28 protein-coding genes are annotated in these 25,193 nt (G+C 60.6%); 16 read left to right on the top strand and 12 right to left on the bottom strand.

What is annotated here, in order from left to right; genetic code table 11:
- Positions 1-33 precede the first annotated feature (33 nt).
- Positions 34-360 (top strand): transcriptional regulator SutA, encoded by a 327-nt coding sequence (sutA, locus tag A7J50_RS28400; protein WP_064454697.1) that lies wholly within the window; start codon positions 34-36, stop codon positions 358-360.
- Between the two features lie 207 nt (positions 361-567).
- Here the strand turns inward: sutA and A7J50_RS28395 are convergent, their stop codons facing one another.
- Genes A7J50_RS28395 through lptM form a run of 6 tightly spaced genes read right to left on the bottom strand, consistent with a single transcriptional unit; the run spans position 568 to position 5,144 of the window.
- Positions 568-1,263, bottom strand: coding sequence for an HAD family hydrolase (locus A7J50_RS28395; RefSeq protein ID WP_064454696.1), 696 nt, complete (start codon positions 1,261-1,263; stop codon positions 568-570).
- Positions 1,260-2,159 carry a tyrosine recombinase XerC gene (gene xerC / locus A7J50_RS28390; RefSeq protein WP_064454695.1) on the bottom strand — a complete coding sequence of 300 codons (900 nt, stop codon included), beginning with the start codon at positions 2,157-2,159 and terminating at the stop codon, positions 1,260-1,262. The genes A7J50_RS28395 and xerC overlap by 4 nt, the downstream gene beginning before the upstream one ends.
- Before the next feature lie 2 nt (positions 2,160-2,161).
- A complete protein-coding gene (locus tag A7J50_RS28385; RefSeq protein WP_064454694.1) occupies positions 2,162-2,878 on the bottom strand; it encodes a DUF484 family protein in 717 nt (238 codons plus the stop codon).
- Between the two features lie 13 nt (positions 2,879-2,891).
- A complete protein-coding gene (gene dapF, locus A7J50_RS28380; protein ID WP_064454693.1) occupies positions 2,892-3,722 on the bottom strand; it encodes a diaminopimelate epimerase in 831 nt (276 codons plus the stop codon).
- 3 nt (positions 3,723-3,725) lie between these two features.
- Positions 3,726-4,973: a diaminopimelate decarboxylase gene (gene lysA, locus A7J50_RS28375; protein ID WP_064454692.1), complete on the bottom strand. Its 1,248-nt coding sequence runs from the start codon at positions 4,971-4,973 to the stop codon at positions 3,726-3,728.
- A gap of 9 nt (positions 4,974-4,982) precedes the next feature.
- Complete coding sequence (lptM, locus tag A7J50_RS31105; RefSeq protein WP_074851643.1) at positions 4,983-5,144, bottom strand: LPS translocon maturation chaperone LptM; 162 nt, start codon at positions 5,142-5,144, stop codon at positions 4,983-4,985.
- Positions 5,145-5,382: 238 nt separating this feature from the next.
- On the opposite strand from lptM, the gene cyaY reads away from it, so the two are divergent.
- The 3 genes from cyaY to rnk all read left to right on the top strand — a co-directional run bounded on the left by cyaY (position 5,383) and on the right by rnk (position 6,478).
- On the top strand, positions 5,383-5,715 hold the full coding sequence (gene cyaY / locus A7J50_RS28370) for an iron donor protein CyaY (protein ID WP_064454691.1): 333 nt from the start codon (positions 5,383-5,385) through the stop codon (positions 5,713-5,715).
- A 2-nt stretch (positions 5,716-5,717) separates the two neighbouring features.
- A complete protein-coding gene (locus tag A7J50_RS28365; RefSeq protein ID WP_064455025.1) occupies positions 5,718-5,936 on the top strand; it encodes a DUF1289 domain-containing protein in 219 nt (72 codons plus the stop codon).
- Between the two features lie 131 nt (positions 5,937-6,067).
- Positions 6,068-6,478: a nucleoside diphosphate kinase regulator gene (gene rnk / locus A7J50_RS28360; protein ID WP_053258626.1), complete on the top strand. Its 411-nt coding sequence runs from the start codon at positions 6,068-6,070 to the stop codon at positions 6,476-6,478.
- Here rnk and A7J50_RS28355 read toward each other — a convergent pair.
- The 3 genes from A7J50_RS28355 to A7J50_RS28345 form a co-directional block, all read right to left on the bottom strand.
- Entirely contained in the window at positions 6,475-9,315 is a 2,841-nt protein-coding gene (locus A7J50_RS28355) for a class I adenylate cyclase (RefSeq protein ID WP_064454690.1), read from the bottom strand. The genes rnk and A7J50_RS28355 overlap by 4 nt on opposite strands.
- Positions 9,316-9,483: 168 nt before the next feature.
- Positions 9,484-9,738: a TIGR02647 family protein gene (locus A7J50_RS28350; protein WP_053258624.1), complete on the bottom strand. Its 255-nt coding sequence runs from the start codon at positions 9,736-9,738 to the stop codon at positions 9,484-9,486.
- A 152-nt stretch (positions 9,739-9,890) separates the two neighbouring features.
- Positions 9,891-10,175, bottom strand: coding sequence for a hypothetical protein (locus A7J50_RS28345; RefSeq protein ID WP_064454689.1), 285 nt, complete (start codon positions 10,173-10,175; stop codon positions 9,891-9,893).
- Between the two features lie 126 nt (positions 10,176-10,301).
- Here A7J50_RS28345 and A7J50_RS28340 point away from each other — a divergent pair, with 126 nt between their 5' ends.
- Positions 10,302-10,961, top strand: a complete 660-nt coding sequence (locus A7J50_RS28340; protein WP_064454688.1) for a glutathione S-transferase family protein — start codon at positions 10,302-10,304, stop codon at positions 10,959-10,961.
- Positions 10,962-11,071: 110 nt separating this feature from the next.
- Here the strand turns inward: A7J50_RS28340 and argH are convergent, their stop codons facing one another.
- Positions 11,072-12,466, bottom strand: a complete 1,395-nt coding sequence (argH, locus tag A7J50_RS28335) for an argininosuccinate lyase (protein WP_064454687.1) — start codon at positions 12,464-12,466, stop codon at positions 11,072-11,074.
- 503 nt (positions 12,467-12,969) lie between these two features.
- Between argH and A7J50_RS28330 the strand changes: the two genes are divergently transcribed.
- From A7J50_RS28330 to A7J50_RS28300, 7 genes are all read left to right on the top strand, one after another.
- On the top strand, positions 12,970-13,716 hold the full coding sequence (locus tag A7J50_RS28330) for a LytR/AlgR family response regulator transcription factor (protein ID WP_064454686.1): 747 nt from the start codon (positions 12,970-12,972) through the stop codon (positions 13,714-13,716).
- Positions 13,717-13,854: 138 nt separating this feature from the next.
- Positions 13,855-14,796 carry a hydroxymethylbilane synthase gene (gene hemC, locus A7J50_RS28325; RefSeq protein ID WP_064454685.1) on the top strand — a complete coding sequence of 314 codons (942 nt, stop codon included), beginning with the start codon at positions 13,855-13,857 and terminating at the stop codon, positions 14,794-14,796.
- Positions 14,793-15,542, top strand: a complete 750-nt coding sequence (locus A7J50_RS28320) for a uroporphyrinogen-III synthase (protein ID WP_064454684.1) — start codon at positions 14,793-14,795, stop codon at positions 15,540-15,542. Before hemC ends, A7J50_RS28320 begins: the two co-directional genes overlap by 4 nt.
- 41 nt (positions 15,543-15,583) lie before the next feature.
- Complete coding sequence (locus A7J50_RS28315) at positions 15,584-16,696, top strand: uroporphyrinogen-III C-methyltransferase (RefSeq protein WP_064454683.1); 1,113 nt, start codon at positions 15,584-15,586, stop codon at positions 16,694-16,696.
- A gap of 5 nt (positions 16,697-16,701) precedes the next feature.
- On the top strand, positions 16,702-17,943 hold the full coding sequence (locus tag A7J50_RS28310; RefSeq protein ID WP_064454682.1) for a heme biosynthesis protein HemY: 1,242 nt from the start codon (positions 16,702-16,704) through the stop codon (positions 17,941-17,943).
- A 236-nt stretch (positions 17,944-18,179) separates the two neighbouring features.
- Positions 18,180-18,701: a disulfide bond formation protein B gene (locus tag A7J50_RS28305; protein WP_064454681.1), complete on the top strand. Its 522-nt coding sequence runs from the start codon at positions 18,180-18,182 to the stop codon at positions 18,699-18,701.
- A gap of 211 nt (positions 18,702-18,912) precedes the next feature.
- Positions 18,913-19,371 carry an Rsd/AlgQ family anti-sigma factor gene (locus tag A7J50_RS28300; protein WP_064454680.1) on the top strand — a complete coding sequence of 153 codons (459 nt, stop codon included), beginning with the start codon at positions 18,913-18,915 and terminating at the stop codon, positions 19,369-19,371.
- A gap of 52 nt (positions 19,372-19,423) precedes the next feature.
- Here the strand turns inward: A7J50_RS28300 and A7J50_RS28295 are convergent, their stop codons facing one another.
- Positions 19,424-20,101 carry an FKBP-type peptidyl-prolyl cis-trans isomerase gene (locus tag A7J50_RS28295; protein ID WP_064454679.1) on the bottom strand — a complete coding sequence of 226 codons (678 nt, stop codon included), beginning with the start codon at positions 20,099-20,101 and terminating at the stop codon, positions 19,424-19,426.
- Positions 20,102-20,293: 192 nt separating this feature from the next.
- Between A7J50_RS28295 and A7J50_RS28290 the strand changes: the two genes are divergently transcribed.
- Positions 20,294-21,460: an AlgP family protein gene (locus A7J50_RS28290; protein ID WP_064454678.1), complete on the top strand. Its 1,167-nt coding sequence runs from the start codon at positions 20,294-20,296 to the stop codon at positions 21,458-21,460.
- On the opposite strand, the gene A7J50_RS28285 is transcribed toward A7J50_RS28290, so the two are convergent.
- Positions 21,457-21,918 carry a TIGR02444 family protein gene (locus A7J50_RS28285; RefSeq protein ID WP_064454677.1) on the bottom strand — a complete coding sequence of 154 codons (462 nt, stop codon included), beginning with the start codon at positions 21,916-21,918 and terminating at the stop codon, positions 21,457-21,459. The genes A7J50_RS28290 and A7J50_RS28285 overlap by 4 nt on opposite strands.
- 50 nt (positions 21,919-21,968) lie before the next feature.
- Between A7J50_RS28285 and A7J50_RS28280 the strand changes: the two genes are divergently transcribed.
- The 3 genes from A7J50_RS28280 (at position 21,969) to A7J50_RS28270 (ending at position 25,172) form a co-directional block, all read left to right on the top strand.
- Positions 21,969-23,879, top strand: a complete 1,911-nt coding sequence (locus A7J50_RS28280; RefSeq protein WP_064454676.1) for an ATP-binding cassette domain-containing protein — start codon at positions 21,969-21,971, stop codon at positions 23,877-23,879.
- Positions 23,879-24,451: a mechanosensitive ion channel family protein gene (locus tag A7J50_RS28275; protein WP_064454675.1), complete on the top strand. Its 573-nt coding sequence runs from the start codon at positions 23,879-23,881 to the stop codon at positions 24,449-24,451. The genes A7J50_RS28280 and A7J50_RS28275 overlap by 1 nt, the downstream gene beginning before the upstream one ends.
- Positions 24,452-24,539: 88 nt before the next feature.
- Positions 24,540-25,172, top strand: coding sequence for a LysE family transporter (locus A7J50_RS28270; protein ID WP_064454674.1), 633 nt, complete (start codon positions 24,540-24,542; stop codon positions 25,170-25,172).
- Positions 25,173-25,193: the final 21 nt, after the last annotated feature.

Here is a 25,193-nt window from a genome sequence, read left to right as displayed (position 1 = left end):
CTAATCTGCTTTTCGCAAGTCATGAGGTAGAACATGAGCGACGATGATCTGGAAAACGACGACCTTGAAGTAGGTGACGACGACGAGACCGAAGAAGGTCTTGAAGCGGCAGCTGAAGACGTTGCTGACGACGACGGTGGCGATGATGCACCTGCCCCGGCGGCCAAGGGCAAAGCCAAGGCAGCTGTTTCGGTAGACGAACTGCCGAGCGTTGAAGCCAAGAACAAAGAGCGCGATGCGCTGGCCCGTGCGATGGAAGAATTCCTCGCTAAAGGCGGCAAAGTGCAGGAAGTCGAGGCCAACGTGGTGGCAGATCCACCGAAAAAGCCGGATAACAAGTACGGCAGTCGACCTATCTGAGGTCACTCACCTGCTTATAAGAAAAAGCCCGCCGTCGCTGCGGGCTTTTTCATGCCTGTAATAAATCCTGCAGGTCACCACAAGACAAACGTGGGAGCGGGCTTGCTCGCGAAAGCGGCCTGTCAGTTGCTGATGGGCTGACTGATACACCGCATTCGCGAGCAGGCCCGCTCCCACATTTTGATTCTCAGTGTTGCCGCTATAGCGTTACTGCCAACTGCGAAGCAACGGCGGCAACTCGTTTAAGCTACGAATTTCCGCATCCGGGCGCTTATCCGCTTCCCACGCCTTGCCCGTCGGGTTGAACCACACGGCACGAAGCCCCGCCTGCTGCGCCCCGGCGATGTCATCGCCAGGATGATCGCCAATATGTACTGCTTGATGGGCGTCCACGCCGCCGCGTTGCAGCGCCTCTTGAAACAGGCGCGCATCAGGCTTTGCGATACCGATATCTTCGGCGCGCAGGGCAAAGTGAAAGTAATCCGCCAGGCCTACACGCTGCACGTCGGCATTGCCGTTGGTGATAACCCCCAGCAGGAAGTGCTGGCGCAGGGCTTGCAACATGGGTTCGGCTTCGGGAAACACCGTGAGTTGGTGGCGTGCGTGAATGAATGCTTCAAAGCACACGTCGGCCATCTGCGTGGCTTCAGGTTGTGGATAACCGGCTTCTTCAAAGGCGTGCATCAGCACCCGATGGCGCAGCACGCTGATCCGATTTTTGAGTTCAGGATGGCGCTCCAGTACCTGCTGGCGAAGGCTCGCGAAGTGCTCGAGTGGCAAATCGCCGACCTTGGAAGCATGGGTCGCCAACCATTCACGCATCGACGCTTCGGCGCTGATGATGACGGGTACGTTGTCCCAGAGCGTGTCGTCCAGGTCGAAGGTGATCAGCTTGATACTCATGAGTCGCCGCCCTTGATGCGTTTGGCCCGTGGATGGGCACTGTCGTACACCGTAGCCAGGTGCTGGAAGTCGAGGTGGGTGTAGATCTGCGTGGTCTTGATGTCGGAGTGGCCCAGCAGTTCCTGCACAGCGCGCAAGTCCTGGGACGACTCCAGCATATGGCTGGCAAAGGAATGCCGCAGCATGTGTGGGTGCAGGTTTTGCCCCAGCTCACGCTCGCCGGCTGCCTTGACCCGCAATTGAATTGCCCGTGGCCCCAGGCGGCGGCCTTGTTGGCTGACAAACACGGCATCGTCCGCCGGGTGGGTCAGAAGGCGCAGCGGTAGCCACAGCTGCAAGGCTTCGCGGGCCTTCCTGCCCACCGGCAGTACACGGGTTTTGCTGCCTTTGCCGAGCACCTGCACCAGGCCGTCCGCCAAGTCCAACTGATCGAGGTTCAGGCCGGTCAGCTCCGACAGGCGCAAGCCTGAGGAATAGAACAGCTCAAGGATCGCCTGATCGCGGTGGGCGAGGAAGTCATCTTCCACCGCCCCATCGAGCAATTGCAGCGCGCGGTCGGTGTCCAGGGTCTTGGGCAGGCGCCGCTCACCCTTGGGCGGGGCCAGGCCATTGGCCGGGTCGTGGTCGCACAGGCCTTCGCGGTTGAGGTAATGATAGAGGCCGCGCACCGCCGACAGCAGGCGGGACAGGCTGCGCGAGGATTGGCCTTGCTGGTGCAGGCGCGCGATCAGGCTGCGCAGGCTCTGGATATCCAGGGCCTTCCAGCTGGCGATCTGTTGCTTTTCGCAGTACGCCAGGACCTTGTTCAAGTCCCGTCGGTAGGCTTCCAGGGTATGGGGCGACACCTGGCGCTCGTTGCGCAGGTGAGCGCAGTAAGCGTCCAGTTGCCTGTCCATGGCTAGCGCACCGCGCGCAAGGCAGTGGTAAAGCGCGGCAGGACCCGGCCCAGCACTTCAGCGATGTAGGTCAGAAACAGCGTGCCCACCGAGCTTTTGTAGTGCTGAGGATCACGACTGGCGATGGCCAATACACCGTGCAGGCCTTGATGGCTGAGAGCAACCACGGCAGTGGAGCCGATCTGCTTGCGCTGTTCAGCGCCAAACAGGAAATCCAGTTCGTGCTCGCGCAGGGTGCCGCTGATGGTCTTGCCTTCGGAGAGCAGGCCGCCGATAGCCGTCTGTGCTTCGCCGCCGCTGACCCAGCGACCCACCGGCATCGGGTTGTCGCTGAACAGAATCAGGCTGACAAACGGCACCTGGAAGTCCTGGCGCAGGCTGTCTTCCACGGCAATGACCGTTTCTTCGAGGCTGGTGGCATCCATCAGGGTAAGAATCAGGCGACGGGTCTTGTCGAAAAGACGGTCGTTGTCGCGGGCCACGTCCATCAGGTGCGAGAGCTTGTGGCGCATTTCGATATTGCGCTCGCGCAGGATCTTCATCTGCCGCTCCACCAGCGACACGGTATCGCCGCGCTGGTGGGGAATGCGCAGGGCGGGCAGCAGTTCTTCATGTTCGACGAAGAAGTCCGGATTAGCCTCAAGGTACGCCGCGACAGCAGCGGCCTCCAGACTTTCGCTCGGGGACGTTTCGGCGGGTACTTGAGGCTTATCGGTCATTAGCTTGGCTCACTCATAGACGGACCTGTCCTTCGTATACGCGCGAGGCCGGCCCGGTCATCATCACCGGGTGGCCAGGGCCTGCCCATTCGATGGACAAGCGTCCGCCGGGCAGGTCGATCAGCAGTGGCGAATCCATCCACCCCTGGCTGATCGCGGCGACGGCGGCGGCGCAAGCACCGGTGCCGCACGCCTGGGTTTCGCCGGCACCGCGTTCCCATACACGCAGTTGCGCGCGGGAACGGTCGATCACCTGCAGAAAGCCCACATTGACCCGTGCCGGAAAGCGCGGGTGATGCTCGATCTTCGGCCCCAGTTCATGCACGGGGGCGTTATTGATGTCGTTGACCCGCAGTACCGCGTGGGGGTTGCCCATCGACACGGCAGCGATATCCACCGTCTTGCCATCAACGTCCAGCGCGTAACGCGTGGCCTGCTCGGTGGCCTGAAACGGTATATCCGCCGGCACCAGGCGTGGTTCACCCATGTTGACGCTGATCTGGCCGTCGCTGCGAATATCCAGCTCGATCACACCGCTCTTGGTCTCGACGCGAATCTGCCGCTTGGCGGTCAGGCGTTTGTCCAGCACAAAGCGGGCGAAGCAGCGCGCGCCGTTGCCGCACTGTTCCACTTCGGAACCGTCGGAGTTGAAGATCCGGTAACGGAAATCCACCTCCGGGTTGCTTGGCGCCTCAACGATCAGCAATTGGTCGAAGCCGATACCGGTGTGACGGTCGCCCCATTGTTTAGCGTGCTTGGGCAGGATATGCGCGTGCTGGCTGACCAGGTCGAGAACCATGAAATCATTGCCCAGCCCGTGCATCTTGGTAAAACGCAGCAGCATGGCTTACTCCGGCAGCAGGCTTTCGCCAGCATACAACTCGGCTACCGTCTCGCGGCGACGCACTTCAAACGCTTGATCACCGTCCACCAGCACCTCGGCGGCACGGCCGCGAGTGTTGTAGTTGGAGCTCATGACAAACCCGTAGGCACCGGCCGAATGCACAGCCAGCAGGTCGCCTTCTTCCAGGGCCAGTTGACGATCCTTGGCCAGGAAGTCGCCGGTCTCGCAGATCGGGCCGACGATGTCGTAGTTGCGACCTTCGCCAGTACGTGGCTTGACCGCAGTCACATCCATCCAGGCCTGATAGAGCGCCGGGCGAATAAGGTCGTTCATCGCCGCGTCGACGATGGCGAAATCCTTGTACTCGGTGTGCTTGAGGTATTCGACCTGGGTCAGCAGTACGCTGGCATTGGCGACGATATAACGGCCCGGCTCGAACATCAGGGTCAGGCCGCGGCCTTCGGTGCGCTCGCGCACGGCCTGGATGTAGTCGGCGATCTGTGGTGGCTCTTCATCGCGATAACGCACGCCTACACCACCACCGAGGTCGATGTGTTGCAGGTAGATGCCGCACTCGCCAAGGCGCTCGGTCAGCGCCAGCAGGCGGTCGAGGGCGTCCAGGAACGGTGGCAGGGTGGTCAGTTGCGAGCCGATATGGCAGTCGACGCCCAGCACTTCCAGGTTCGGCAATTGCGCGGCACGGATGTACACGTCCTCGGCGTCGGCAATGGCGATGCCGAACTTGTTCTCTTTGAGACCGGTGGAAATGTACGGGTGAGTGCCGGCATCGACGTCCGGGTTGACGCGCAGGGAGATCGGCGCGCGAACGCCCATCTCGGCAGCGACGACCTGCAGGCGCTCCAGCTCGTCGGTGGACTCGACGTTGAAGCAATGCACGCCGACTTCGAGGGCGCGGCGCATGTCTTCGCGGCTTTTGCCGACGCCGGAAAACACGATCTTGTCCGGCGTGCCACCGGCAGCCAGTACCCGTTCCAGCTCACCACGGGAGACGATGTCGAAACCAGCGCCCAAGCGCGCCAGGACATTCAGTACGCCCAGGTTGGAGTTGGCCTTGACGGCGTAGCACACCAGGCTCGGCGTGCCTTCCAGAGCGTCGGTAAAGCTACGGTATTGGGCTTCGATGTGCGCACGGGAGTACACATAGGTCGGGGTGCCAAAGCGCTCGGCAATCGCGGACAGCGCCACGCCTTCCGCGAACAGCTCGCCGTCCCGGTAGTTAAAAGCGTCCATGAGTTTCCCTTAATAGGTGTCGTGCTTGTGCGCTTTGGACTGCGACGTTTGCGCCTGGTCATTTGGGTCTTTGCTGTCATCGGGCAGGTACAGCGGACCTTTTTGACCACAGGCACTAACGAGGCAAGCGACCGCGACGAGCGCAGCAAGGGAAGAGATCAGGCGCTTCATGGCGAAATCCTTGAATATGCATTAATTGCGCCCGAGTATACCGACCACCCGCCAGCTTGCCTATGCGCCGGAATACCCGTCCGGCGGGGGTTTGCCGAGATAGTTGGGAAGCAGGCTACGATGGTCGCGGATATTTCATACTGTCATCGGTAATGAACTCGGTATCCTTTGCAATCAGCGGGGCTCGCCCGTATCGTGCGGCGCTTGAGCAAAACCAGACACTTTTGAGGTTGCCACAATGAGTTTGACCGAAGCCCGTTTTCACGACCTGGTGGATTCGACCCAGCAGGCGCTGGAAGATATTTTCGACGACAGCGGCCTGGACGTGGACCTGGAAAACTCGGCCGGCGTGCTGACGGTCAAGTTTGAAAACGGCACCCAACTGATCTTCAGTCGCCAGGAACCGCTGCGCCAGTTGTGGCTGGCAGCCCGCTCGGGTGGTTTTCACTTCGACTACGATGAAGAGGAAAATCGCTGGGCGCACGACACCACTGACGAGCTGCTGAGCGAAATGCTTGCTCGCCTCACGAAAGAACAGTCCGGCGCCGACTTGGACTTCGACGAGATTTGATCGTGACCCAGCCTGCACCTGTACGCCCGCCCAAGCCGCTGTTCAGCAATGTCAGCCCGGCGGTGCCGTCACCTTGTATCAGTTTGTGTCGCCTGGACGAGCAAAAAGTCTGCCTCGGCTGCTTCCGCCATGTGGAAGACATCCGTGAATGGCGCTCTGCCGACGACGCACGGCGCCGCGTGATCTGTGCCGAGGCCGAGCAGCGCCGGGAGCGCGCTTGAGGCCGTCTTGTTTATTTGTGACGCTGTGGTAGTGTCCGGCTACACCTCAAATCATCGAGGTCCGTGAGAACCCCGCCTTTTCCTGGCGGGGTTTTGCTTTTTTGTGCAGAAAAAAGGAGTCTGCCTGAATCATGACCACCGCACCTTCCATCATCCTCACCCGTCTTGACGTGCAGCGTCTGGAGCAACTGATCGACCGCTTGGGCGATGAGTTTCCCGGCGTCGAAGCGTTGCAAGCCGAACTCGACCGCGCAGAAACAGTCGGCCACGATGAAGTGTCGGGAGACGTCGTGACTATGAACTCCCGTGTCCATTGCCGTGAAGAAAGCAGTGGCAAGGAGCGTCACCTGACCTTGGTTTATCCCAAGGATGCGAATGCCGACGAAGGCAAGATTTCGATTCTGGCTCCGGTCGGCAGCGCCTTGCTGGGCCTGCAGGTCGGTCAGCACATCGACTGGCCAGCACCCGGTGGCAAGACCCTCAAGCTTGAATTGCTCAGCGTTGAAGGCCAGCCCAAAGATGGCGGCGCCTTCCCTCTCTAAACCTGGTTCAACGCCTTGTTGAGCGACAGCTCCAGCTCGGCCTTGTAGCGCAGATACAAGTTGCTCGGGCTTTGCACATCACCGAGCAGGCCCGACAGGTCCAGGTCGGTGATGTAGCAGCGGTAGCGCTCGGTCTCCCGACGCTGCCCGACGATTTGCTGGGCGACCACCGCAAACAACTGGTCGCCAAACTCCAGTTCGCAAAACTCCCGCTGATTGCAGTACAGGGTGATACCCACCTGGCCGTGCGCCGCTTTGCCGATAATCGCCTGCACGTCATAAAACGGCTTATTGGCCGGGTTTTGAGGGGCTGGCCGCGGCTCGATGCTGCGGGCGCGATTGCTGCCGGACGGCAACAGTTGGTAATACAGAGTTTGCACTTCACCCAGCGTCTGTTGCGTATCCAGCGGCGATAGCGCTTCACGGCGGTAGATGATCGATTGCAGAAAGCGCTGCAACGGCGCCAGCAGGCTTTGTTCGTCATGAAATGGCAGGCGCTGCTGCCACAGCGCGTTGAACTCATCCAGCACATACAACTCGGCGAAGCCTTCATTGACGCGGTAGAACACCTGTACACAATTGGCCTGGCCCATGGGCAACAGCAGCGCCAGATCGTGGTCTTCCAGGGCCATGGCGTCCAGGTGCAGCGGGCTGTAGCTGGCCAGTTCTTCGCTGAGGTACGCGATCAGCGCGTCCTGGGTCGGCAGCGACACATGAGTGGCCTGGCCCGGGGTCAGTTCCATCACGTGATAGTGCTGCTGCACTTGCAGGAGGTAGCGGTGATTGGACTGACCCAGCAGGAGGCTCTGCGCCGTATCGAAGATTTCTTCCACGCGCTGGGCAATGAACTGCGCACGGTTGTGACAGAAGCAGCGCACCCGCAGCCGTGGCAAATGGTCCGGCGGCAGTTGGTTGAGGTAGTCACGCAAGCAGTCGAGCAACGCGTGGGGGCCGTCATAGCGGCTGACCATCACCTCGTTCCAACTGTTGAGCGTCACCTGATCCAGGGTCAGTACCAGGTTGTCGCGCACGCCGGCATAGCTCAAGGAGTCGGTACGCTCGGTGGTCATCAGGATATTCAGGTCGCGATGATGCTTGAGCGGGTCAACGCCGACGTTGATCAGCAACAACACGTCTTCCGGCATGGCCGAGCGCAGCAGGCGATCTTCATCGACGCTGGTCAACGGTAGGGCGATGGTCTGTTGCAGGCTGCCCAACAGGTTGAACAGCTCGAATTCGGTCATGTCACTGACGCCCGGGTGCAGCGCCAGGCGCGTGCTGCTGTCGATCACGCCGTTGCGGTGGCACCAGGTGAGCATTTCCAGCAGGTCGCGGCTGCGCTTGATCGGCGCGAAGTGCTCCCATTCCAGTGCCGTAAGGTTGCCGTTGTACAGGCCCCAGTGATGCTGGCCGGGCTCCTTGCGGTTGGGCGATTGCACCAGGGTCAGGGTGTCTTCGGCCAGGTCCGGCGCGATGCCGGGGTTGATGAATTCGACTTTGCCGGCCTTGCGCTCAAACGCCGCATACAAGCGCCGGCCCAGCACGTTGAGGTCGCGCTTGTTAATCAGGCTGACGGTCTGCTCGGTGCGAGCGAACTGGGTGAGAAAGCGGTAGCTGTAATTCAGCTCATTGACCAGCGCACGGCGTTCGGAGGCGACCTGGCGCACTTTCCACTGGCTGCGACTGTCCAGCAGAGCCAGTTGGCGCTGGTCCCAACCCCATTCATGGGCCAGGCGTTCCATTAATAGGCGCTGCCAACTGGTGCTGCGTTGGCCGGCGCTGAGCTTGCGGTTGACCTTCAGGTACAGCGCGCGTCTTACCAACTCCAGGCGTTCGGGCTCGTTACGCACCTTGAGGTGTTCCTCGATGCGGCGGTAGACCACGATATACGGGTCCAACTCATCCAGATCCATCTGATTGGCGAATACCGAGCGTTTGAAGCGCAGGCTCAGGCAATGCACGTTCGGGTGTTCGTTGGCGTAAACCTCGGTCAGCAGTAACTTGAGCACCGATTTGTAGGGCGACTCGATGCCTTTGAACAGTTGCCACAGCCCGGCGCCAATGAATTCGCCGGGGGGGATTTGGGCCAGGTGACCGAGGTCGAGGGTTTCATCGGCGCGGATAAAGCGCTTGGAAATCAGTGCGTGAGTGAACTCGGCGTAGCGACGTTCTTCGTAGACCGGCACCAGCCACCAGATGGGTGTGCGCCCGGCGAGCCAGATTGCGGTGCGGTAGAACTCATCCAGCAGCAAGTAATGCTGAGTGGTGCCGCAGTCATCGGAGCTCAGTTGTGTGTCGCGTTCACCCAGCACAAAGCGCGTCGGCTCGATCAGGAAAAAATGCGCCTCGGCCCCCATGGTCAAGGCCCAGGCTTCCAGCAACTGGCACTTTTTGCGCAGCTCAGCCAGCTCGTTTTCGCCCAGGTCGGGCGCGTGGCATACCCACACGTCCATATCGCTTTGGTCTGCCTGAGCCAGGGTGCCGAGGCTGCCCATCAGAAACAGGCCGTGGATCGGCCGCGGCGGGTTGCCGTGGCGTGCCTTGTAAGAGAACGAGCGGGTCAGGCGCTGGGCTTCGGCGAGCGCTTGGGCGTCAGGTTCGAAGTTCGACAGCCCGGCCGGCGTGCTGCCCGAGACATAACCGGGCAGCAGCGGATGATTGACGTGAAAAAACAGCGGCAGCAGGGTCAGCACGCTTTGTTGGCGTGGCGTCAGCCCCTCGACGGCCCGGGCCATGCGGCCTTCATTGAGGGCCATGAAGCGCGCGCGCAGTTGAGCCAGCACCTTGCGGTCGATGCCTTCGTCCAGGTCGGGGCGGATCTCATGGGTGCGGGTCATGTAGAACTCGGTGGCTCGCAGGGCCCGACATGGGCGGCCGTGTAGGAGTTTACAGCCAGTAGCGTAGGAGTTTTAGAGGGAAATTGTTTTTGACGTCAGAATTTTGAGCGCTGGACAGCAGCGCCCTCGGAATCCGCAAAGGGCGGACTCCATGGGCGGTAACAGGTGTCAGGCGGCTTCTTTGGTCGAGGCAGTGGTCAGAATGGTCAACAGGGTTTGGGCCTGCTCGGCAGCGTCCCGGCCAAGGCTGGTCAGGTAGCCCCCGTCCGGCTGGTCGATCAGTTTTTTCTCGAACAGGCGTTTGGCGGCGGCGATGGCGGAGGGTGCGGCGGTCTGGTGGACTTTTAGACCTTCCTGGGAGCTGCCCAGGTTGAAGAGTGCAAGGATTTCCAGTTCGGCAACCAACTCAGGGGTATACGACATAAGGACTCCAGACTTTCTAAGAATTTATTAGAGGCTAGCAGGGCATAAGGTGAACGCACTTTGCCGGGCTGTCCAGTGAGAAAGTCGTGGGTCTTGATATGGCGCACCTTTGTGGTGAGCAAGCCTGCTGCTTCGCCACCAAGGTGCTCGATTCAGTCGTTTTCCGGTGGCAATTCCGGCAGCGCCCGCAGCGCTGTTTCGTACCATTCGGTATTGAATGCGCGGTCTTCGTCCAACATCTTGTCGATTTCCACGGCCAATACGTGAGCCATGAGGTTCAGAATCTCTTCGCGTTCGTAACCCACCAGCGTGAGCTTATTCAAAGTGGCTTTGGCGGCAGGCGGATTGTCGCTTTCGATCTGGTTTTCGATGGCTTGGACCAGTGTGCTCTCGGTGAACTCTTCTTCGTCGCTGTCGATATCGGTCGGCTCGCTCATGGCAGGCTCCTCAAGGAAAGGGCGCCAGTCTACCTCCATTCAAGCAGGTGATGCTGCTGGTCAGGTCGGGCGCGACGTTCTATAACTTCTGCAGCCAACCCCACACCCGGCCTGGAGGCATTCGCAATGCTCAAGCTTTACGGATTTTCGGTCAGTAACTACTACAACATGGTCAAGCTGGCGCTGATGGAGAAGGGTCTGCCGTTTGAAGAAGTACCGTTTTACCCGAGCCAGACGCCCGAGGCGCTTGCCGTCAGCCCCCGTGGCAAAGTGCCGATTCTTGGCGTGAAACAGGGGTTTATCAACGAAACCAGCGTGATCCTCGAATACATCGAGCAGACCCAGGAGGGCCGTTCGTTGCTGCCGGCCGACCCGTTTCAACGTGCCCAAGTGCTGGCGTTCTGCAGGGAAATCGAGCTGTATATCGAGCTGCCCGCGCGCGCGTGTTTCGCCGAGGCGTTCTTCGGTATGCCGGTGCCGGATGCGATCAAGGAAAAATCCAAGGCCGAGTTGCTGTTGGGGATCGCTTCTTTAGGTCGACACGGTAAGTTCGCGCCATACGTGGCGGGGGAGAGCTTTACGATTGCCGATCTGTATTTCATGTACAGCGTGAACCTCGCCTGTGGCGTGGGCGAGAAGCTGTTTGGCCTGGATTTGCTGGCTGAGCTGCCGGCGGCCAAAGCGCTGCTGGAGCGATTGCATGCCATGCCCAACGCGCAGAAGGTGGCGGCGGACAGAGAAGCGGCGATGCCGGCGTTTATGGCGATGATTGCGGCGAAGAAATAGCGAGTTGGCGCCTGCGGTGACGCCTTCGCGAGCAAGCCCGCTCCCACATTCGACTGCATCCCAGAGGTGGAACTCGGTCAATAGTGGAAGCGGGCTTGCTCGTGAAGCTTTTAGCGGCTGGCCAGCAGTTCCTGGCCGCGCGCTACGGCTGCCTTGACCTGCGCCGGTGCAGTGCCGCCTACGTGGTTACGGGCATTCACCGAGCCTTCCAGGGTCAGCACCGCAAATACGTCCTGCTCGATCTGGTCGCTGAAACGACGCAGCTCTTCCAGGCTCATTTCCGCCAGGTCCTTGCCGGTGTCCACGCCGTATTTGACGGCATGGCCGACGATTTCGTGGCAGTCACGGAACGGCAGGCCGCGGCGCACCAGGTAATCCGCCAGGTCGGTCGCAGTAGAGAAACCGCGCAAGGCCGCCTCACGCATGATCGCGTGCTTGGGCTTGATTGCGGGGATCATGTCGGCAAACGCACGCAGCGAGTCGCGCAAGGTGTCGGCAGCGTCGAACAGCGGCTCTTTGTCTTCCTGATTGTCCTTGTTGTAGGCCAGCGGCTGGCCCTTCATCAGGGTCAGCAAGCCCATCAGTGCGCCGAATACACGGCCGCTCTTGCCACGCACCAACTCCGGCACGTCGGGGTTTTTCTTTTGCGGCATGATCGAGCTGCCCGTGCAGAAGCGATCCGGCAGGTCGATGAATTGGAATTGCGCGCTGGTCCACAGCACCAGCTCTTCGGAGAAACGCGACAGGTGCATCATCGCGATGCTGGCGGCAGCGCAGAATTCGATGGCGAAGTCGCGGTCCGATACGCCATCCAGGGAGTTGCCGCCCACGGCGTCAAAACCCAGCAGTTGAGCGGTGTACTCGCGGTCGATCGGGTAAGTGGTGCCCGCCAGCGCGGCGCTGCCCAATGGCATGCGGTTGGCGCGTTTACGGCAATCCACCAGGCGCTCGTAGTCGCGGCTGAGCATTTCGAACCAGGCCAGCAGGTGGTGGCCGAAGGTCACTGGCTGTGCGGTTTGCAGGTGGGTGAAGCCGGGCATGATGGTGTCCGACTCACGCTCGGCCTGCTCCAGCAAACCTTTTTGCAGGCGCGTGATTTCGGCCAGGATCAGGTCGATTTCGTCGCGCAGCCACAGGCGAATATCGGTCGCCACCTGGTCGTTACGGCTGCGACCGGTGTGCAGTTTTTTGCCGGTCACACCGATACGATCGGTGAGGCGGGCCTCGATGTTCATGTGCACGTCTTCCAGGTCGATGCGCCAGTCGAACGTGCCGGCCTCGATCTCACCGCGAATGGTAGTCAGGCCGTCGATGATGCTGTCGCGCTCGGCGTCGGTCAGCACGCCGACCTTGGCCAGCATCGTGGCGTGGGCGATCGAGCCCATGATGTCGTGGCGGTACAGGCGCTGGTCGAAGGTGACGGAGGCGGTGAAGCGGGCGACGAAGGCGTCGACGGGTTCACTGAAGCGGCCGCCCCAGGACTGGTTGGTCTTGTCGGTGCTCATGGATTCGCTCGTGATCTGCTTAAAAGAGGCGTGGAGGTGTGCCGCCGATAATAACAGGGTTGCCCGTGGAGGCGGTGCTGCGGGTGGTCGGCATTTTTATTTGTACGAAGGATGGCTAAGTGCCTTGCCGCCGAACGCATCCGGGACGAGACTGGAGGTAGGCGTTAATTGAAACGATATTTGACGATCGAGCAATATCGTCTCAGCAAGCGTCTACAGTTGCACTGATAGAGCATGAATGCACCAAAGTCGGGTGATGTGGTCATAGCCCAGACTATCCATTAAAAAAGGGGGGTATTCGGATTGTGTATCAGCAAACCCTACGGCGATGCCCAGAGGCAGCAGGTTTTGGGCGCAACTGAACAGGTCCGGGTAAATTTGGGTGCCGCTCTCGGGGCACTTTTTGCCGCTCGCGCTAGTCTTAGCGTGGATCGCTGTGACGCAAGTCACCGCACCTGTCTACGCTATCCTTGTGCGAGACTCACGCAGGAATCCAGCGCAATATGAATGTCCTGATCGTTGATGACGAACCCCAAGCCCGCGAGCGACTGAGCCGTTTGGTCAATGAGCTCGAGGGTTATAAAGTCCTTGAACCGAGCGCCACCAGTGGCGAGGAGGCGTTGACGCTGATCGACAGCCTCAAGCCTGACGTGGTGCTGCTCGATATCCGCTTGCCGGGCCTCGATGGCCTGCAAGTCGCCGCCCGCCTGAGTGAGCGAGAATCGCCGCCGGCCGTGGTGTTATGTGCAGCCCAGGAAGAGTTTTCTACGGAAACGCTGGAAGCCAGCGGTGTCAGTTTTCTCGCAAAGCCGGTAACCGGCGAAGCGTTGCTCAAGGCCCTGAAAAAGGCCGAGCGCCCAAACCGCCTTCAACTGGCTGCGCTGACCCAGCCGGCTGCCCAGAGTGGCAATGGGCCTCGCAGCCATATCAGCGCGCGAACCCGCAAAGGCATCGAGCTGATTCCTCTGGGCCAGGTGGTCTACTTTATCGCTGATCACAAGTACGTGACCCTGCGCCACGAGACGGGCGAAGTATTGCTCGATGAGCCGCTCAAGGCGTTGGAGGATGAGTTTGGCGACCGCTTCGTGCGCATTCACCGCAACGCGCTGGTGGCCCGCGAGCGAATAGAACGTTTGCAACGCACGCCACTGGGGCATTTTCAGCTGTTCCTGAAAGGGCTCAATGGCGATGCCTTGATCGTCAGCCGACGTCATGTCGCCGGTGTGCGCAAGATGATGCAGCAGCTTTAGCCCAAGGGCTTTGGCGAGGTCTGCCTTCCTTATCCCGGTGCGATGCGGCCAGGGAGGCCCCGCACTTGCTGATTCAAATCAAAGCGTGTTTGCCTGAGCTGTTATTATCTGCCGTATCTATTCAGTACGGATTGATCCATGTCCTCTCGCGAAATCCGCATCGCCACCCGTAAAAGCGCCTTGGCCTTGTGGCAGGCCGAATACGTCAAAGCACGCCTTGAACAGGCCCACCCGGGCCTCAAAGTGTCCCTGGTGCCCATGGTCAGTCGCGGCGACAAGCTGCTCGACTCGCCACTGTCGAAGATCGGCGGCAAGGGCTTGTTCGTCAAAGAGCTGGAAACCGCACTGCTGGAAAACGAAGCCGACATCGCCGTGCATTCGATGAAAGACGTGCCGATGGACTTCCCTGAAGGCCTCGGCCTGTATTGCATCTGCGAACGTGAAGACCCGCGCGATGCCTTCGTTTCCAACACCTACGCGTCGTTGGATGATTTGCCACTGGGCAGCGTCGTCGGCACCTCCAGCCTGCGTCGTCAGGCGCAGTTGCTGACTCGTCGCCCGGATCTGCAGATCCGTTTCCTGCGCGGCAACGTCAACACGCGCCTGGCCAAGCTGGATGCCGGTGATTATGACGCGATCATCCTCGCGGCGGCTGGATTGATCCGCCTCGGTTTCGAAGACCGTATCACCTCGGCCATCAGCGTCGAAGACAGCTTGCCTGCAGGCGGGCAGGGTGCTGTGGGCATCGAATGTCGCACCGCCGACACTGGAATTCACGCCTTGCTCAAACCCCTGGACCACCCTGACACCGAAGTGCGTGTCACCGCCGAGCGCGCGCTGAACAAGCACCTCAACGGTGGCTGCCAGGTGCCGATTGCCTGCTACGCCGTGCTTGAGGGTGAAAACCTTTGGCTGCGTGGCCTGGTAGGGGATCCTGAAGGCGGCAACCTGCTCACCGCCGAGGTGCGTGGGCCACAGCGTGACGCGACCGCCTTGGGTATCCAGGTCGCTGAAGAGCTGCTGGGCAAGGGCGCCGGCGCCATTCTGCAAAAAGTCTACGGCGAGGCCGGCCCGCAGTGACTGGCTGGCGTGTGCTGCTGACGCGGCCTGCCGAAGAGTCGGCTGCCCTGGCGGCATCGCTGTCCGAAGCCGGTATTTTCAGCAGCAGCCTGCCTTTGCTGGACATCGAAGCCTTGCCCGTGACGCCTGAACAACAGTCTGTGTTGCGTGACCTGGGCCGTTATTGCGCGGTGATTGTGGTCAGCAAGCCGGCCGCACGCCTTGCTGTACAGCAGTTGAATCAGCCTTGGCCGCAGTTGCCGTGGTTCAGCGTCGGGGCTGCCACCGCGCAGGTACTGGCCGATCACGGACTCAGCGTTCACTATCCGCCTAGCGGGGATGACAGCGAGGCCTTGCTTGAATTGCCCGCCTTGCGCGAGGCTATCGCACAGCCCGGTGCCCGGGTGCTGATCCTGCGTGGCGAGGGTGGGCGAGAGCTGCTGGCTGAGCGTTTGCGTGAGCAAGGTGCTAGTGTCGATTATCTGGAGTTGTATCGCCGCTTCCTTCCGGCCTACGAGGCCGGGGTGTTGACGCAGCGCATCCAGTTGGAACGCTTGAACGGCCTGGTGGTCAGCAGTGGGCAGGGTTTTTTGCACCTGCAAGCCCTGGCCGGCCTCGATTGGCCGAAGGTGGCGCAGCTGCCGTTGTTCGTGCCCAGCCCGCGCGTTTATGAAATGGCGCGGGCCGCCGGCGCAGAAAAAGTTGTGGATTGTCGCGGCGCGAGTGCCGCGGCTTTGTTAGTGGCGTTGCGCAGCGCTGCCTCGTGAGGCATGCGGCGCCCACTCTCTGATACGCAAAGGACGGATACGTGAGCGAAACAGCCTTGCCTAAAGATGAAGCCCAGCCAGCACTTGATGCGCAGGTTAAACCGGCCACCGCGCCACGCCGTGGCAATGGCCTGGCTATTGTGGCCCTGTTGCTCGGTGCCGCAGGTGTTGCCGCCGGCGGTTGGGGGATTTGGCAGGTCCGTGCCCTGCAAGCCAGCAGCCAGCAACAGCTGGGCCAGGTGCAGACCCTCGATGACCAATCCCAATCACTCAAGCAGAGTCAGCAGCAACTGGCTGCACGCCTGGCACAATTGCCAGCAGCCGATGAGCTGGAGGAGCGCCGCCGCCTCGTCGCCCAGTTGCAGGGTGATCAGCAGCGCTTGAGCCAGCGTTTGGAAACCGTGCTGGGTGCCAGCCGCCAGGACTGGCGCCTGGCCGAAGCCGAGCACTTGATCCGTCTGGCCAGCTTGCGCCTGTCTGCCCTGCAGGACATCAACAGTGCTCAATCGCTGGTCCAGGGCGCTGACGAAATTCTCCGCGAGCAGAGCGATCCAGGCGCCTACGCCGCCCGTGAGCAATTGGCCAAAAGCCTTACCGCCTTGCGCAGCACTGAACAACCTGACCGCACCGGGCTTTACCTGCAACTGGCAGCCTTGCGTGACCAGGTCGTGCAACTGGCGGCTATCGCCCCTGAATATCAACTCACCGAGCCCTCTTCCGAGGGGCGCCCGACGACCGACACGGAAAGCCGCCTGCACCAGTGGTGGGAGCAGATATCTCGCTACTTCCGCATCGACTTCAACCCGGATGACAACATTCGTCCGTTGCTGGCCGGTCAAGGTTTGAACCAGGTACGCCTGGCACTGAGCCTCGCCCTGGAGCAAGCACAATGGGCAGCGCTCAACGGCGAAACGGCGGTGTACAGCCGCTCCTTGGGTGAAGCCCGCAGCGTGCTGCAGGACAACTTCAACCAGGACAACCCGCAGAGCAAAGCGATGCTGGCACGTATTGGCGAGCTCGAGCCCAAGGCTGTTTCCGTGGCGACCCCTGACCTGGCCGCCAGCCTGGCGGCTGTGCAGGCTTATCTTGAGCGCCGCCATCTGTCTGCCGGTGAAGCCAAGGCGGCGGCGGGCACGCCGGCCACCCAGGAGTAGAGCCGATGAAGCGTTTCTATGTGATCCTGGTACTGGCGATTGCGATTGCCTTGGCACTGGGCGTGGGTATTTCGAAACACACCGGCTACGTGCTGATTACCTATCCTCATCTGCTGCATTACGAGTCGAGCCTGTGGGCCACGCTGGTGGCAGTGTTTGCCGTCGGCCTGGCGATCTACCTGGTTCGTGTGCTGCTGAGCCTGCTCACCACCTCCGGTGGCGTAGTCAACCCGTGGTCGCGACGTAACCGCAGCCGCCGCATACAGATTGCGATTGAGCAAGGTCAGTTGGACCTCGCCGAGGGCCGCTGGGCCAGCGCCGAGCGCCACCTGCACCGTGCCGCCGAAGCCGAGCGCCAGCCCTTGCTGTATTACCTTGGGGCTGCACGTGCCGCCAATGAGCAGGGCCGTTATGAAGAGTCCGACGGTTTGCTGGAGCGCGCCATGGAGCGCCAGCCACAGGCGGAACTTGCTGTCGCCTTGAGCCACGCGCAGTTGCAGATGGATCGCGGCGATACGGAAGGGGCTTTGGTTACCTTGCAGGCGATGTACGAGCGTCATCCCCATAACGCACAGGTCTTGCGCCAGTTGCAGCGCTTGCATCAGCAGCGAGGCGATTGGCCATCGGTGATTCGCTTGTTGCCGGAACTGCGCAAGGACAAAGTGCTTCCCGCCACAGAACTGGCGGAGCTTGAGCGCCGCGCATGGGGCGAGAACCTTGGCCTTGCCGTGCAGCGTGAAGAGCAAGGTGAAGCGGGCTTGCAATCTTTGGAGCGCGCCTGGGAGCAACTGACTTCAGCCCAGCGCCAGGAGCCACAACTGGTCTTGGCCTACGCTGAGCAACTGCGTCGGCTGGGCGCTGATGCCAAGGCTGAGGAAGTGCTGCGCGGAGCCATCAAGCGCGGCTATGACAGCCATCTGATCCGGCTTTATGGGTTGCTGCGCGGCAGCGACCCAGGCCGACAGTTGAAGTTTGCTGAAGGTTGGCTCAAGGACCATCCGGGTGACGCCAGCCTGCTGCTGACCCTGGGCCGCCTTTGTCTGCAAAACAGCTTGTGGGGCAAGGCGCGGGACTATTTGGAAAGCAGTCTGCAGGTACAGCGAAATCCCGAAGCCTGCGCTGAGCTGGCACGTTTACTGGCCCAGTTGGGTGACACCGAGCGCAGTAACCAATTGTTCCAGGAAGGCCTGGGTCTGTTGGACAGCCGGTTGCTGGCATCACCGCTGCCTGTGCCCGCGCGGGTTTGAAGTAGGAAAGAGTGCGAGGGTTGGCTCGGAAGCTTCTTAGGGCCAACCCTTCTTTATCGTGTAAAGGCTGGGTCTAAAGCGCGATGTAGCAAATTCCTACCGCTAACAGCTTGAAGTCATCCAGCTTCTGACGGGATATCCCCAGGCTCTCGCGGAATTGTCTGCTCTATCGCGTATTGAAAGGGATCAGGCCTTTACTCTACCGTAACGACCTGTCTCTTGCGGTACGGATAACAATGTCTTTGGCCCCTTCACGCTCCTTCTTTCTCCTGGCGTTCATGGCGGGTGCGCTGACGTTGGGTGCGTCTTTTTATCTCGAGTTCGGCGCGCTCTTGCGCCCTTGCTTCCTTTGCCAGGTGCAACGCATCTTTCTGGCCGCCTTTACCCTGATCAATCTGGTTGCCGTGATTCACGGCCCAAGACGCTCTGCGGCTTACCTTTACGGGTTGGCCAGCATGGGTTGTGCGTTGCTTGGCGCTATTACTGCTGTGCGCCAGGTACTGCTACAAAATGCCGCACTGGAGCAGGCCAGCGATTGCTGGCCCAGTCTGCAATACATGATTGAGAACCTGTCGCTTTGGCAAGCACTGCAATTGACGGTCAGAGGCACCGTCGATTGTGTGGAGCTCAACTGGACGCTGTTCGACCTGAGCCTGCCGGAGTGGAGCTTGTTGTTCTTCGTGGCGATGCTGGCCATGGGCATCATGCAGTTTTCACGGCTGCTACTGGGCAGTCGTTTGGACCTTGCGAGGTATTGAAGGCCAATGGCAGTTTGTAGGATGGGATTAAACACTTGTATGAACTTTCTCTCCTGCGTACCTTGAAGCCATAGTCATGCGGGCATAATCTGGCCCGCACGCATTACTGAAACCGTTTGTCAGATGCGGCCTTGTCCGGCTGCCGCTTTTATCCTTGAAGTGTTGCGCGGGCACAGAGCGGCAGCGCCCCCTATAGGGAAGAGAGATCACCATGCTGGAAAGTTGTCAGAATGCTCAGGAACGCTGGGGTGGGGTGCACAAGCTGATCGACAGCTGGTTGAAGGCACGTCACGAACTGGTTCGGGCCTTTGATGCTCTTGGCGCCAAGCCCGAAGCATTGGCTGAGAATCGCGAGTCGCTGCAAGATTTCTGCGGTGTATTGGTGGACTATGTGTCTACCGGCCATTTCGAGATTTACGAGCAACTGACCGGCGAGGCGAAAGCGTTTAACGATGAGCGTGGCCTGGAACTGGCCGAGACTATTTACCCGCGCATCGATGTCATCACCGAAAAGCTGCTGGCCTTTAACGACCTGTGTGATGCCGGTGAGTGTGTTGCTGAAAAATTTAAAGAGTTGGGTGGACTGCTCCACGAGCGTTTCGAGCTGGAAGACTGCTTGATCGAAGTGTTGCACAACGCCCATAAGGAAGAGTCTGTCGCGCAGGTTTGATCCTGGGTGATACATAAAAAACGGTGCGCATGGCGCACCGTTTTTTATTGGGTCAGTGGCGAGTACCGAGCAACTCGATCTCAAATACCAGCGGCGTATACGGCGGTATCAACTCGCCGGCACCGTCGGCGCCATAGGCCTGGGCCGATGGAATCACCAGGCGCCATTTTGCGCCTGTCGGCATCTGTTGGAGTGCTTTGCTCCAGCCGCTGATCACGCTGTCCAGACGAAACCATTGGGGCTGTGTGCTCTGATCGAAGACCGTCCCGTCGGGCAACTTTCCGGTGTATTTCACCTGCACCTCATCACTGGCCAACGGCTTGCTGCCAGTGCCCGGCTTCAACTCGGTGAGCAGGATGCCATCCGACAATTCACGCACGCCGCTTGCCGTTTTTTCCTGGGTTAAAAATTGCTGTTCGGCAGCGAGCGCTTTTTCGCTCTTTGGAACCTCGGCGTCGGCCGCACTCTGTGCTTCGTGTTGGGCGAGGATCTGTTCGATACGTGCATCGTCCAGCGCCAGTGGTTTGCCTTGGTAGGCTTGCTTGAGGCCGTCAACCAGTGCTTGGATCTGCAGGTCGGGGACTTCCTGGCGCAAGCGCTCGCCGAGGCTTGCGCCCAAGCTGTACGCGAGATCGTGCGGGTCTTGGGCAGTGCTGCCTGACGGCGATTGCTCACCCGCATTGGCCGCGCCAATCGCCAAGCCAAGCACTAAAAAAAGGTAACGCGACATGGGGAGTCTCCCGCCGAAAGTGCGACGGATTATGCCAGCCTGAGTGCGTAAAAAGTGCCGTGGTTTTTTGTTATATCGATAAGAATTTTCTCACCGTGCAACGCAAGGCAAACGATACTGTCAACATGCCCTAGCGGCGGTAAGAGCAGAGGGCTAGTATGAGCCGCACCCACGTCAGCCAGGAGGTAAACCATGTCGGCCAAACAGAAGCCTGTAAATACCCCGTTGCACTTACTCCAACAACTTTCGGGCAGCCTGCTCGAACATCTGGAAAGCGCGTGTTCCCAAGCCTTGGCTGATGCAGAAAAACTGCTCGCCAAACTGGAAAAACAACGCGGTAAAGCGCAAGAGAAGCTGCACAAGTCCCGCACCAAACTGCAAGACGCCGCTACTGCCGGCAAGGCCAAGGCACAAGCCAAAGCCAAAGACGCTGTTAAAGAACTTGAGGACTTGCTGGACGCCCTCAAGGATCGCCAAGCTGAAACCCGCACCTACATTTCTCAACTCAAACGCGATGCTCAGGAAAGCCTGAAACTGGCCCAGGGCGTTGGTCGTGTGAAAGAAGCTGTGGCTAAAGTGCTGGGCGCTCGTACACCCGCAAAAGCTGTTGCGTCGAAGGCTTCGGCTAAGACAGCGGCCAAGCCAGCGGCCAAGCCAGCGGCTAAAACCGCTGCTGCGAAACCAGCCGCCAAGCCAGCGGCTAAAACCGCTGCTGCGAAACCAGCCGCCAAGCCAGCGGCTAAAACCGCTGCTGCAAAACCAGCCGCCAAGCCAGCGGCTAAAACCGCCGCTGCGAAACCGGCCGCCAAGCCAGCGGCTAAAACCGCTGCTGCAAAACCGGCCGCCAAGCCAGCGGCTAAAACCGCTGCTGCAAAACCAGCCGCCAAGCCAGCGGCTAAAACCGCTGCTGCGAAACCAGCCGCCAAGCCAGCTGCTAAAACCGCTGCTGCAAAACCAGCCGCCAAGCCAACTGCTAAAACTGCTGCTGCGAAACCAGCCGCCAAACCAGCTGCTAAAACCGCTGCTGCGAAACCAGCTGCCAAGCCAGTAGCTAAAACCACTGCTGCGAAACCAGCCGCCAAGCCAGCTGCTAAACCCGCTGCTGCAAAACCAGCCGCCAAGCCTGCTGCCAAACCGGCTGCTGCGAAACCAGCTGCCAAGCCAGTAGCTAAAACCACGGCTGCAAAACCAGCCGCCAAGCCAGCCGCCAAACCTGCTGCTGCGAAACCAGCACTGGCCAAGCCTGCTACCCCGGCAGCTTCGTCTGCTACGCCGGCAGCGTCCGCCGCTCCAACGGCATCGGCCAGCAGCACTTCTGCACCGGTAGCGCCAAGCACCACCCCAACCAGCGCTTCCTAAGTGCCGGTGGCCGCGACGCGCAGTTGCTGCAGCGCGTCGCGGTCAAGGTTGGCGGTTCCGGCCGCCAGACCTTCAAGCCACCCCAGTTGATCCCCTTCTTCAGTCGGCCATGCCTGCGTCAACACTTCCAGGCGTGCCAACAACTCCCGTTCGGCTTCCAGCTCCAGGGCTTTGACCCGCTCGCGTAACGCCGCCAAAGGTAAATCCTGTTGCGCCATGGCTCGCCATTGCGCGCGCATCTGTCGCAACGGTTCGACCACATTTTTCTGCCACGGCAGGGCAACCTGCTGCAGCGCCTGAATACGCTCGGGCTCAAGCGCCACGCCGCGCCGCTCCAGCCAGGCGGCGCAGAGCAACAGGCACACATCCGCGCCTTGATCCTGCAAGCGCAGGCAAGCGGCTTCAACGCCCGGCCGGGCGTAAGTCGAGAGGGCAAAGCTCCACAGGTCAGCGCACATATTCACACCCAAGCCAGCGAGCAACGAAGCTGGTAGACTCCGCCGCCATTATGATCCGACTTCAAAGCCTAACATTACAGCGTGGCCCGCAACGTCTTCTCGAAGACGCCGAGCTGACCCTGCACGCCGGTCACAAAGCCGGCCTGATCGGTGCCAACGGTGCCGGCAAATCCACGTTGTTCGCCCTGTTGCTGGGTGAGCTGACCCCGGATTCCGGGGACTGCTTGCTGCCGGCCGACTGGCGCATCGCCCATATGCGCCAGGAGATCGACACCCTGGACCGCATTGCGATCGACTACGTGCTCGATGGCGACCTGCGCCTGCGCCAGGTGCAACACGACCTGGCCGAGGCCGAGAAAACCCAGGACGGCGCGGCTCAGGCCCGCCTGCACTCGGAACTCGACAGTGCCGATGGCTATACCGCCGACGCCCGCGCCCGCAAGATGCTTGCCGGTCTTGGCTTTACCAATGAGCAGATGGACCGCCCGGTCGCCGACTTCTCCGGTGGTTGGCGCATGCGCCTGAACCTGGCTCAGGCGCTGATGTGCCCGTCGGACTTGTTACTGCTCGACGAACCGACCAACCACTTGGACCTCGATGCGATCCTGTGGCTGGAAGATTTCCTCAAGAGCTACCCAGGTACTTTGCTGCTGATTTCCCACGACCGGGATTTCCTCGATGCCGTGGTCGACAACATCGCCCACGTCGAACAGAAGAAAATCACCCTCTACCGTGGCGGCTACACCGCGTTCGAACGCGCGCGTGCCGAGCGTCTGGCCCAGCAGCAGCAGGCTTTCGAGAAGCAGCAGGCGCAACGCGCGCACATGGAAAGCTACATCGCCCGGTTCAAGGCCCAGGCCACCAAGGCCCGTCAGGCCCAGAGCCGGATCAAGGCCCTGGAGCGAATGGAGGAACTGTCGGCGGCCCACGTCGATTCGCCGTTCGACTTCGTATTTCGTGAGTCGGTGAAGATCTCCAGCCCGTTGCTGGACCTTTCGGATGCGCGCCTGGGTTATGGCGACAAAACCATTCTGGAGAAGGTCAAGCTGCAGCTCACGCCGGGCGCACGTATCGGTTTGCTCGGCCCTAATGGCGCCGGCAAGTCGACACTGATCAAGAACCTGTCGGGTGAACTGCAACCGCTGGCCGGCCGCCTGACCCGTGGCGAGAACCTGGTGGTGGGCTATTTTGCTCAGCATCAACTGGACTCCCTTGATTCCAAGGCCAGCCCGTTGCTGCACCTGCAGCGTCTGGCGCCGACCGAGCGTGAGCAAACCCTGCGCGACTTCCTCGGTGGCTTCGACTTCCGTGGCGCGCGCATCGATGAGCCGGTATTGAATTTCTCCGGTGGCGAAAAGGCGCGTCTGGCCCTGGCATTGATCGCCTGGGACCGACCGAACCTGCTGTTGCTCGACGAACCCACCAACCACCTGGACCTGGAAATGCGCCTGGCGTTGACCATGGCCCTGCAGGAGTTCAGTGGCGCGGTACTGGTGGTGTCTCACGATCGCCACTTGCTCAAGAGCACCACCGACAACTTCCTGCTGGTGGCTGACGGCAAAGTCGAAGAGTTCGACGGTGACCTGGATGATTACGCACGCTGGCTGACGGATTACCGTCTGCGCAACTCGCCGGTCAGCAACACGCCGGTCAACCCGGACAAAACCGACAAAAAAGCCCAGCGCCAGGCCGCCGCCGCACTGCGTCAGCAGTTGGCGCCGCACAAGCGTGAAGCCGACAAGCTGGAAGCCGAGCTGGGCAAGGTGCATGAGCGCCTGGCCAAGATCGAAACCAGCCTGGGCGACAGCGCCGTCTACGAGGCGGCGCGCAAGGACGAGCTGCGCGACCTGCTGGCCGAACAGGCCAAGCTCAAGGTGCGTGAAGGGCAGTTGGAGGAAACCTGGATGGAAGCCCTCGAGCTGCTGGAAAGCTTGCAAGCGGAGCTGGAGGCGCTGTCCTGATGGAGGCGCTGCAACTGCCGTTACCGACGCAATGGGTGGAGCCGGCCTGGATCGGCGTGCAAATCCTGCTGATTCTGCTGGCTGGTTATCTCACCCAGCGTTTTGTTGCCAAAGGTCTCACCCGTCTGGGTGAGCGCTACCCGTTCCCACCGCAACTGCTGATGCCTCTGCGCGGCGGCCTGCGCTGGCTGATCATGGGCAGTGCGTTGATTTTCGTGCTGGGCCGCCTGGGCGTGTCCGCCACGGTGTTGTGGACGGCACTGTCAGGGTTTGTCGCGGTTGCCGCTGTGGCGTTCTTCGCCATGTGGTCGGTACTGTCCAACCTGCTGTGCGCTATCTTGATTTTCACCGTCGGGCCGTTCCGCCTCGGTGATATCGTCGAGTTGGTGGACACCGTCGATAAGCCGGGCGTGAAGGGTCGGGTAGTGGCGATCAACCTGCTCTACACCACGTTGATCGAAGTGGAAGATGCCGGTACCGACAGCGCGATGGTACAAGTGCCTAACAGTTTGTTCTTCCAGCGCTCCGTGCGGCGTTGGCCGGGTACTCACGTGTTCCCGGGCGACCGCTAGCGCTCAGATCTTTTAAAAATCTATAGCCAGCCTTCGGTCGGCGGAGTTAGCTTAAGGCCTGACGGCAAACTCCCTTCTGAGGTGTGTAATGGCACTCGACACATGGCTGGCCTTTTTCCTGGCCAGTTGGATCATCTCCCTTTCCCCCGGTGCCGGCGCAATCGCGTCGATGTCCAGCGGCTTGCAATACGGTTTCCTGCGCGGTTACTGGAATGCCATTGGCCTGCAACTGGGCCTGGCGATGCAGATTGCCGTGGTGGCGGGCGGGCTGGGTGCCATTCTTGCGGCGTCTTCCACTGCGTTCTATGCGATCAAATGGTTTGGTGTGGCGTACCTGGTGTACCTGGCCATCAAGCAATGGCGTGCCCTGCCCATGGACATGAGCGAGGACGCGGCGATACGCCCGATCGGTAAGCCGATGGCGATGATGTTCCGTGGGTTCCTGGTCAACGCCAGCAATCCCAAGGCTCTGGTGTTCATGCTGGCGGTGCTGCCGCAGTTCGTGAACCCGCAGGCGCCTTTGCTGATCCAGTACCTGATCCTGGGCGCGACCATGATCGGCGTCGATATGATTGTGATGGCGGGTTATACGGGGTTGGCGTCGAAAGTCTTGCGCGTGTTGCGCACGCCCAAGCAGCAAAAGCGCATGAACCGCACGTTTGCCGGGTTATTCGTGGGGGCTGCGGGGTTCTTGGCCAGCTTGCATCGCGCAACGGCGTAACTGAACAAACGAGATTAAAAC

The sequence above is a fragment of the Pseudomonas antarctica genome (assembly GCF_001647715.1).
Lineage (GTDB): Bacteria > Pseudomonadota > Gammaproteobacteria > Pseudomonadales > Pseudomonadaceae > Aquipseudomonas > Aquipseudomonas antarctica_A.
This window is presented reverse-complemented; position numbering and strand designations above follow the sequence as displayed.

What these genes read in the sequence shown, in the direction of transcription:
- A7J50_RS28340 (WP_064454688.1), top strand. Translation starts at nt 10,302, where the DNA reads ATGCTCAAGCTTTACGGATTTTCGGTCAGTAACTACTACAACATGGTC.
- dapF (WP_064454693.1), bottom strand. Translation starts at nt 3,722, where the DNA reads ATGCTGCTGCGTTTTACCAAGATGCACGGGCTGGGCAATGATTTCATG.
- lysA (WP_064454692.1), bottom strand. Translation starts at nt 4,973, where the DNA reads ATGGACGCTTTTAACTACCGGGACGGCGAGCTGTTCGCGGAAGGCGTG.
- A7J50_RS28355 (WP_064454690.1), bottom strand. Translation starts at nt 9,315, where the DNA reads ATGACCCGCACCCATGAGATCCGCCCCGACCTGGACGAAGGCATCGAC.
- A7J50_RS28330 (WP_064454686.1), top strand. Translation starts at nt 12,970, where the DNA reads ATGAATGTCCTGATCGTTGATGACGAACCCCAAGCCCGCGAGCGACTG.
- A7J50_RS28285 (WP_064454677.1), bottom strand. Translation starts at nt 21,918, where the DNA reads ATGTGCGCTGACCTGTGGAGCTTTGCCCTCTCGACTTACGCCCGGCCG.
- A7J50_RS28275 (WP_064454675.1), top strand. Translation starts at nt 23,879, where the DNA reads ATGGAGGCGCTGCAACTGCCGTTACCGACGCAATGGGTGGAGCCGGCC.
- argH (WP_064454687.1), bottom strand. Translation starts at nt 12,466, where the DNA reads ATGAGCACCGACAAGACCAACCAGTCCTGGGGCGGCCGCTTCAGTGAA.
- A7J50_RS28270 (WP_064454674.1), top strand. Translation starts at nt 24,540, where the DNA reads ATGGCACTCGACACATGGCTGGCCTTTTTCCTGGCCAGTTGGATCATC.
- A7J50_RS28295 (WP_064454679.1), bottom strand. Translation starts at nt 20,101, where the DNA reads ATGTCGCGTTACCTTTTTTTAGTGCTTGGCTTGGCGATTGGCGCGGCC.
- A7J50_RS28395 (WP_064454696.1), bottom strand. Translation starts at nt 1,263, where the DNA reads ATGAGTATCAAGCTGATCACCTTCGACCTGGACGACACGCTCTGGGAC.
- A7J50_RS28305 (WP_064454681.1), top strand. Translation starts at nt 18,180, where the DNA reads ATGTCTTTGGCCCCTTCACGCTCCTTCTTTCTCCTGGCGTTCATGGCG.
- cyaY (WP_064454691.1), top strand. Translation starts at nt 5,383, where the DNA reads ATGAGTTTGACCGAAGCCCGTTTTCACGACCTGGTGGATTCGACCCAG.
- A7J50_RS28310 (WP_064454682.1), top strand. Translation starts at nt 16,702, where the DNA reads ATGAAGCGTTTCTATGTGATCCTGGTACTGGCGATTGCGATTGCCTTG.
- A7J50_RS28385 (WP_064454694.1), bottom strand. Translation starts at nt 2,878, where the DNA reads ATGACCGATAAGCCTCAAGTACCCGCCGAAACGTCCCCGAGCGAAAGT.
- A7J50_RS28350 (WP_053258624.1), bottom strand. Translation starts at nt 9,738, where the DNA reads ATGTCGTATACCCCTGAGTTGGTTGCCGAACTGGAAATCCTTGCACTC.
- hemC (WP_064454685.1), top strand. Translation starts at nt 13,855, where the DNA reads ATGTCCTCTCGCGAAATCCGCATCGCCACCCGTAAAAGCGCCTTGGCC.
- sutA (WP_064454697.1), top strand. Translation starts at nt 34, where the DNA reads ATGAGCGACGATGATCTGGAAAACGACGACCTTGAAGTAGGTGACGAC.
- A7J50_RS28290 (WP_064454678.1), top strand. Translation starts at nt 20,294, where the DNA reads ATGTCGGCCAAACAGAAGCCTGTAAATACCCCGTTGCACTTACTCCAA.
- xerC (WP_064454695.1), bottom strand. Translation starts at nt 2,159, where the DNA reads ATGGACAGGCAACTGGACGCTTACTGCGCTCACCTGCGCAACGAGCGC.
- A7J50_RS28280 (WP_064454676.1), top strand. Translation starts at nt 21,969, where the DNA reads ATGATCCGACTTCAAAGCCTAACATTACAGCGTGGCCCGCAACGTCTT.
- lptM (WP_074851643.1), bottom strand. Translation starts at nt 5,144, where the DNA reads ATGAAGCGCCTGATCTCTTCCCTTGCTGCGCTCGTCGCGGTCGCTTGC.
- A7J50_RS28345 (WP_064454689.1), bottom strand. Translation starts at nt 10,175, where the DNA reads ATGAGCGAGCCGACCGATATCGACAGCGACGAAGAAGAGTTCACCGAG.
- rnk (WP_053258626.1), top strand. Translation starts at nt 6,068, where the DNA reads ATGACCACCGCACCTTCCATCATCCTCACCCGTCTTGACGTGCAGCGT.
- A7J50_RS28300 (WP_064454680.1), top strand. Translation starts at nt 18,913, where the DNA reads ATGCTGGAAAGTTGTCAGAATGCTCAGGAACGCTGGGGTGGGGTGCAC.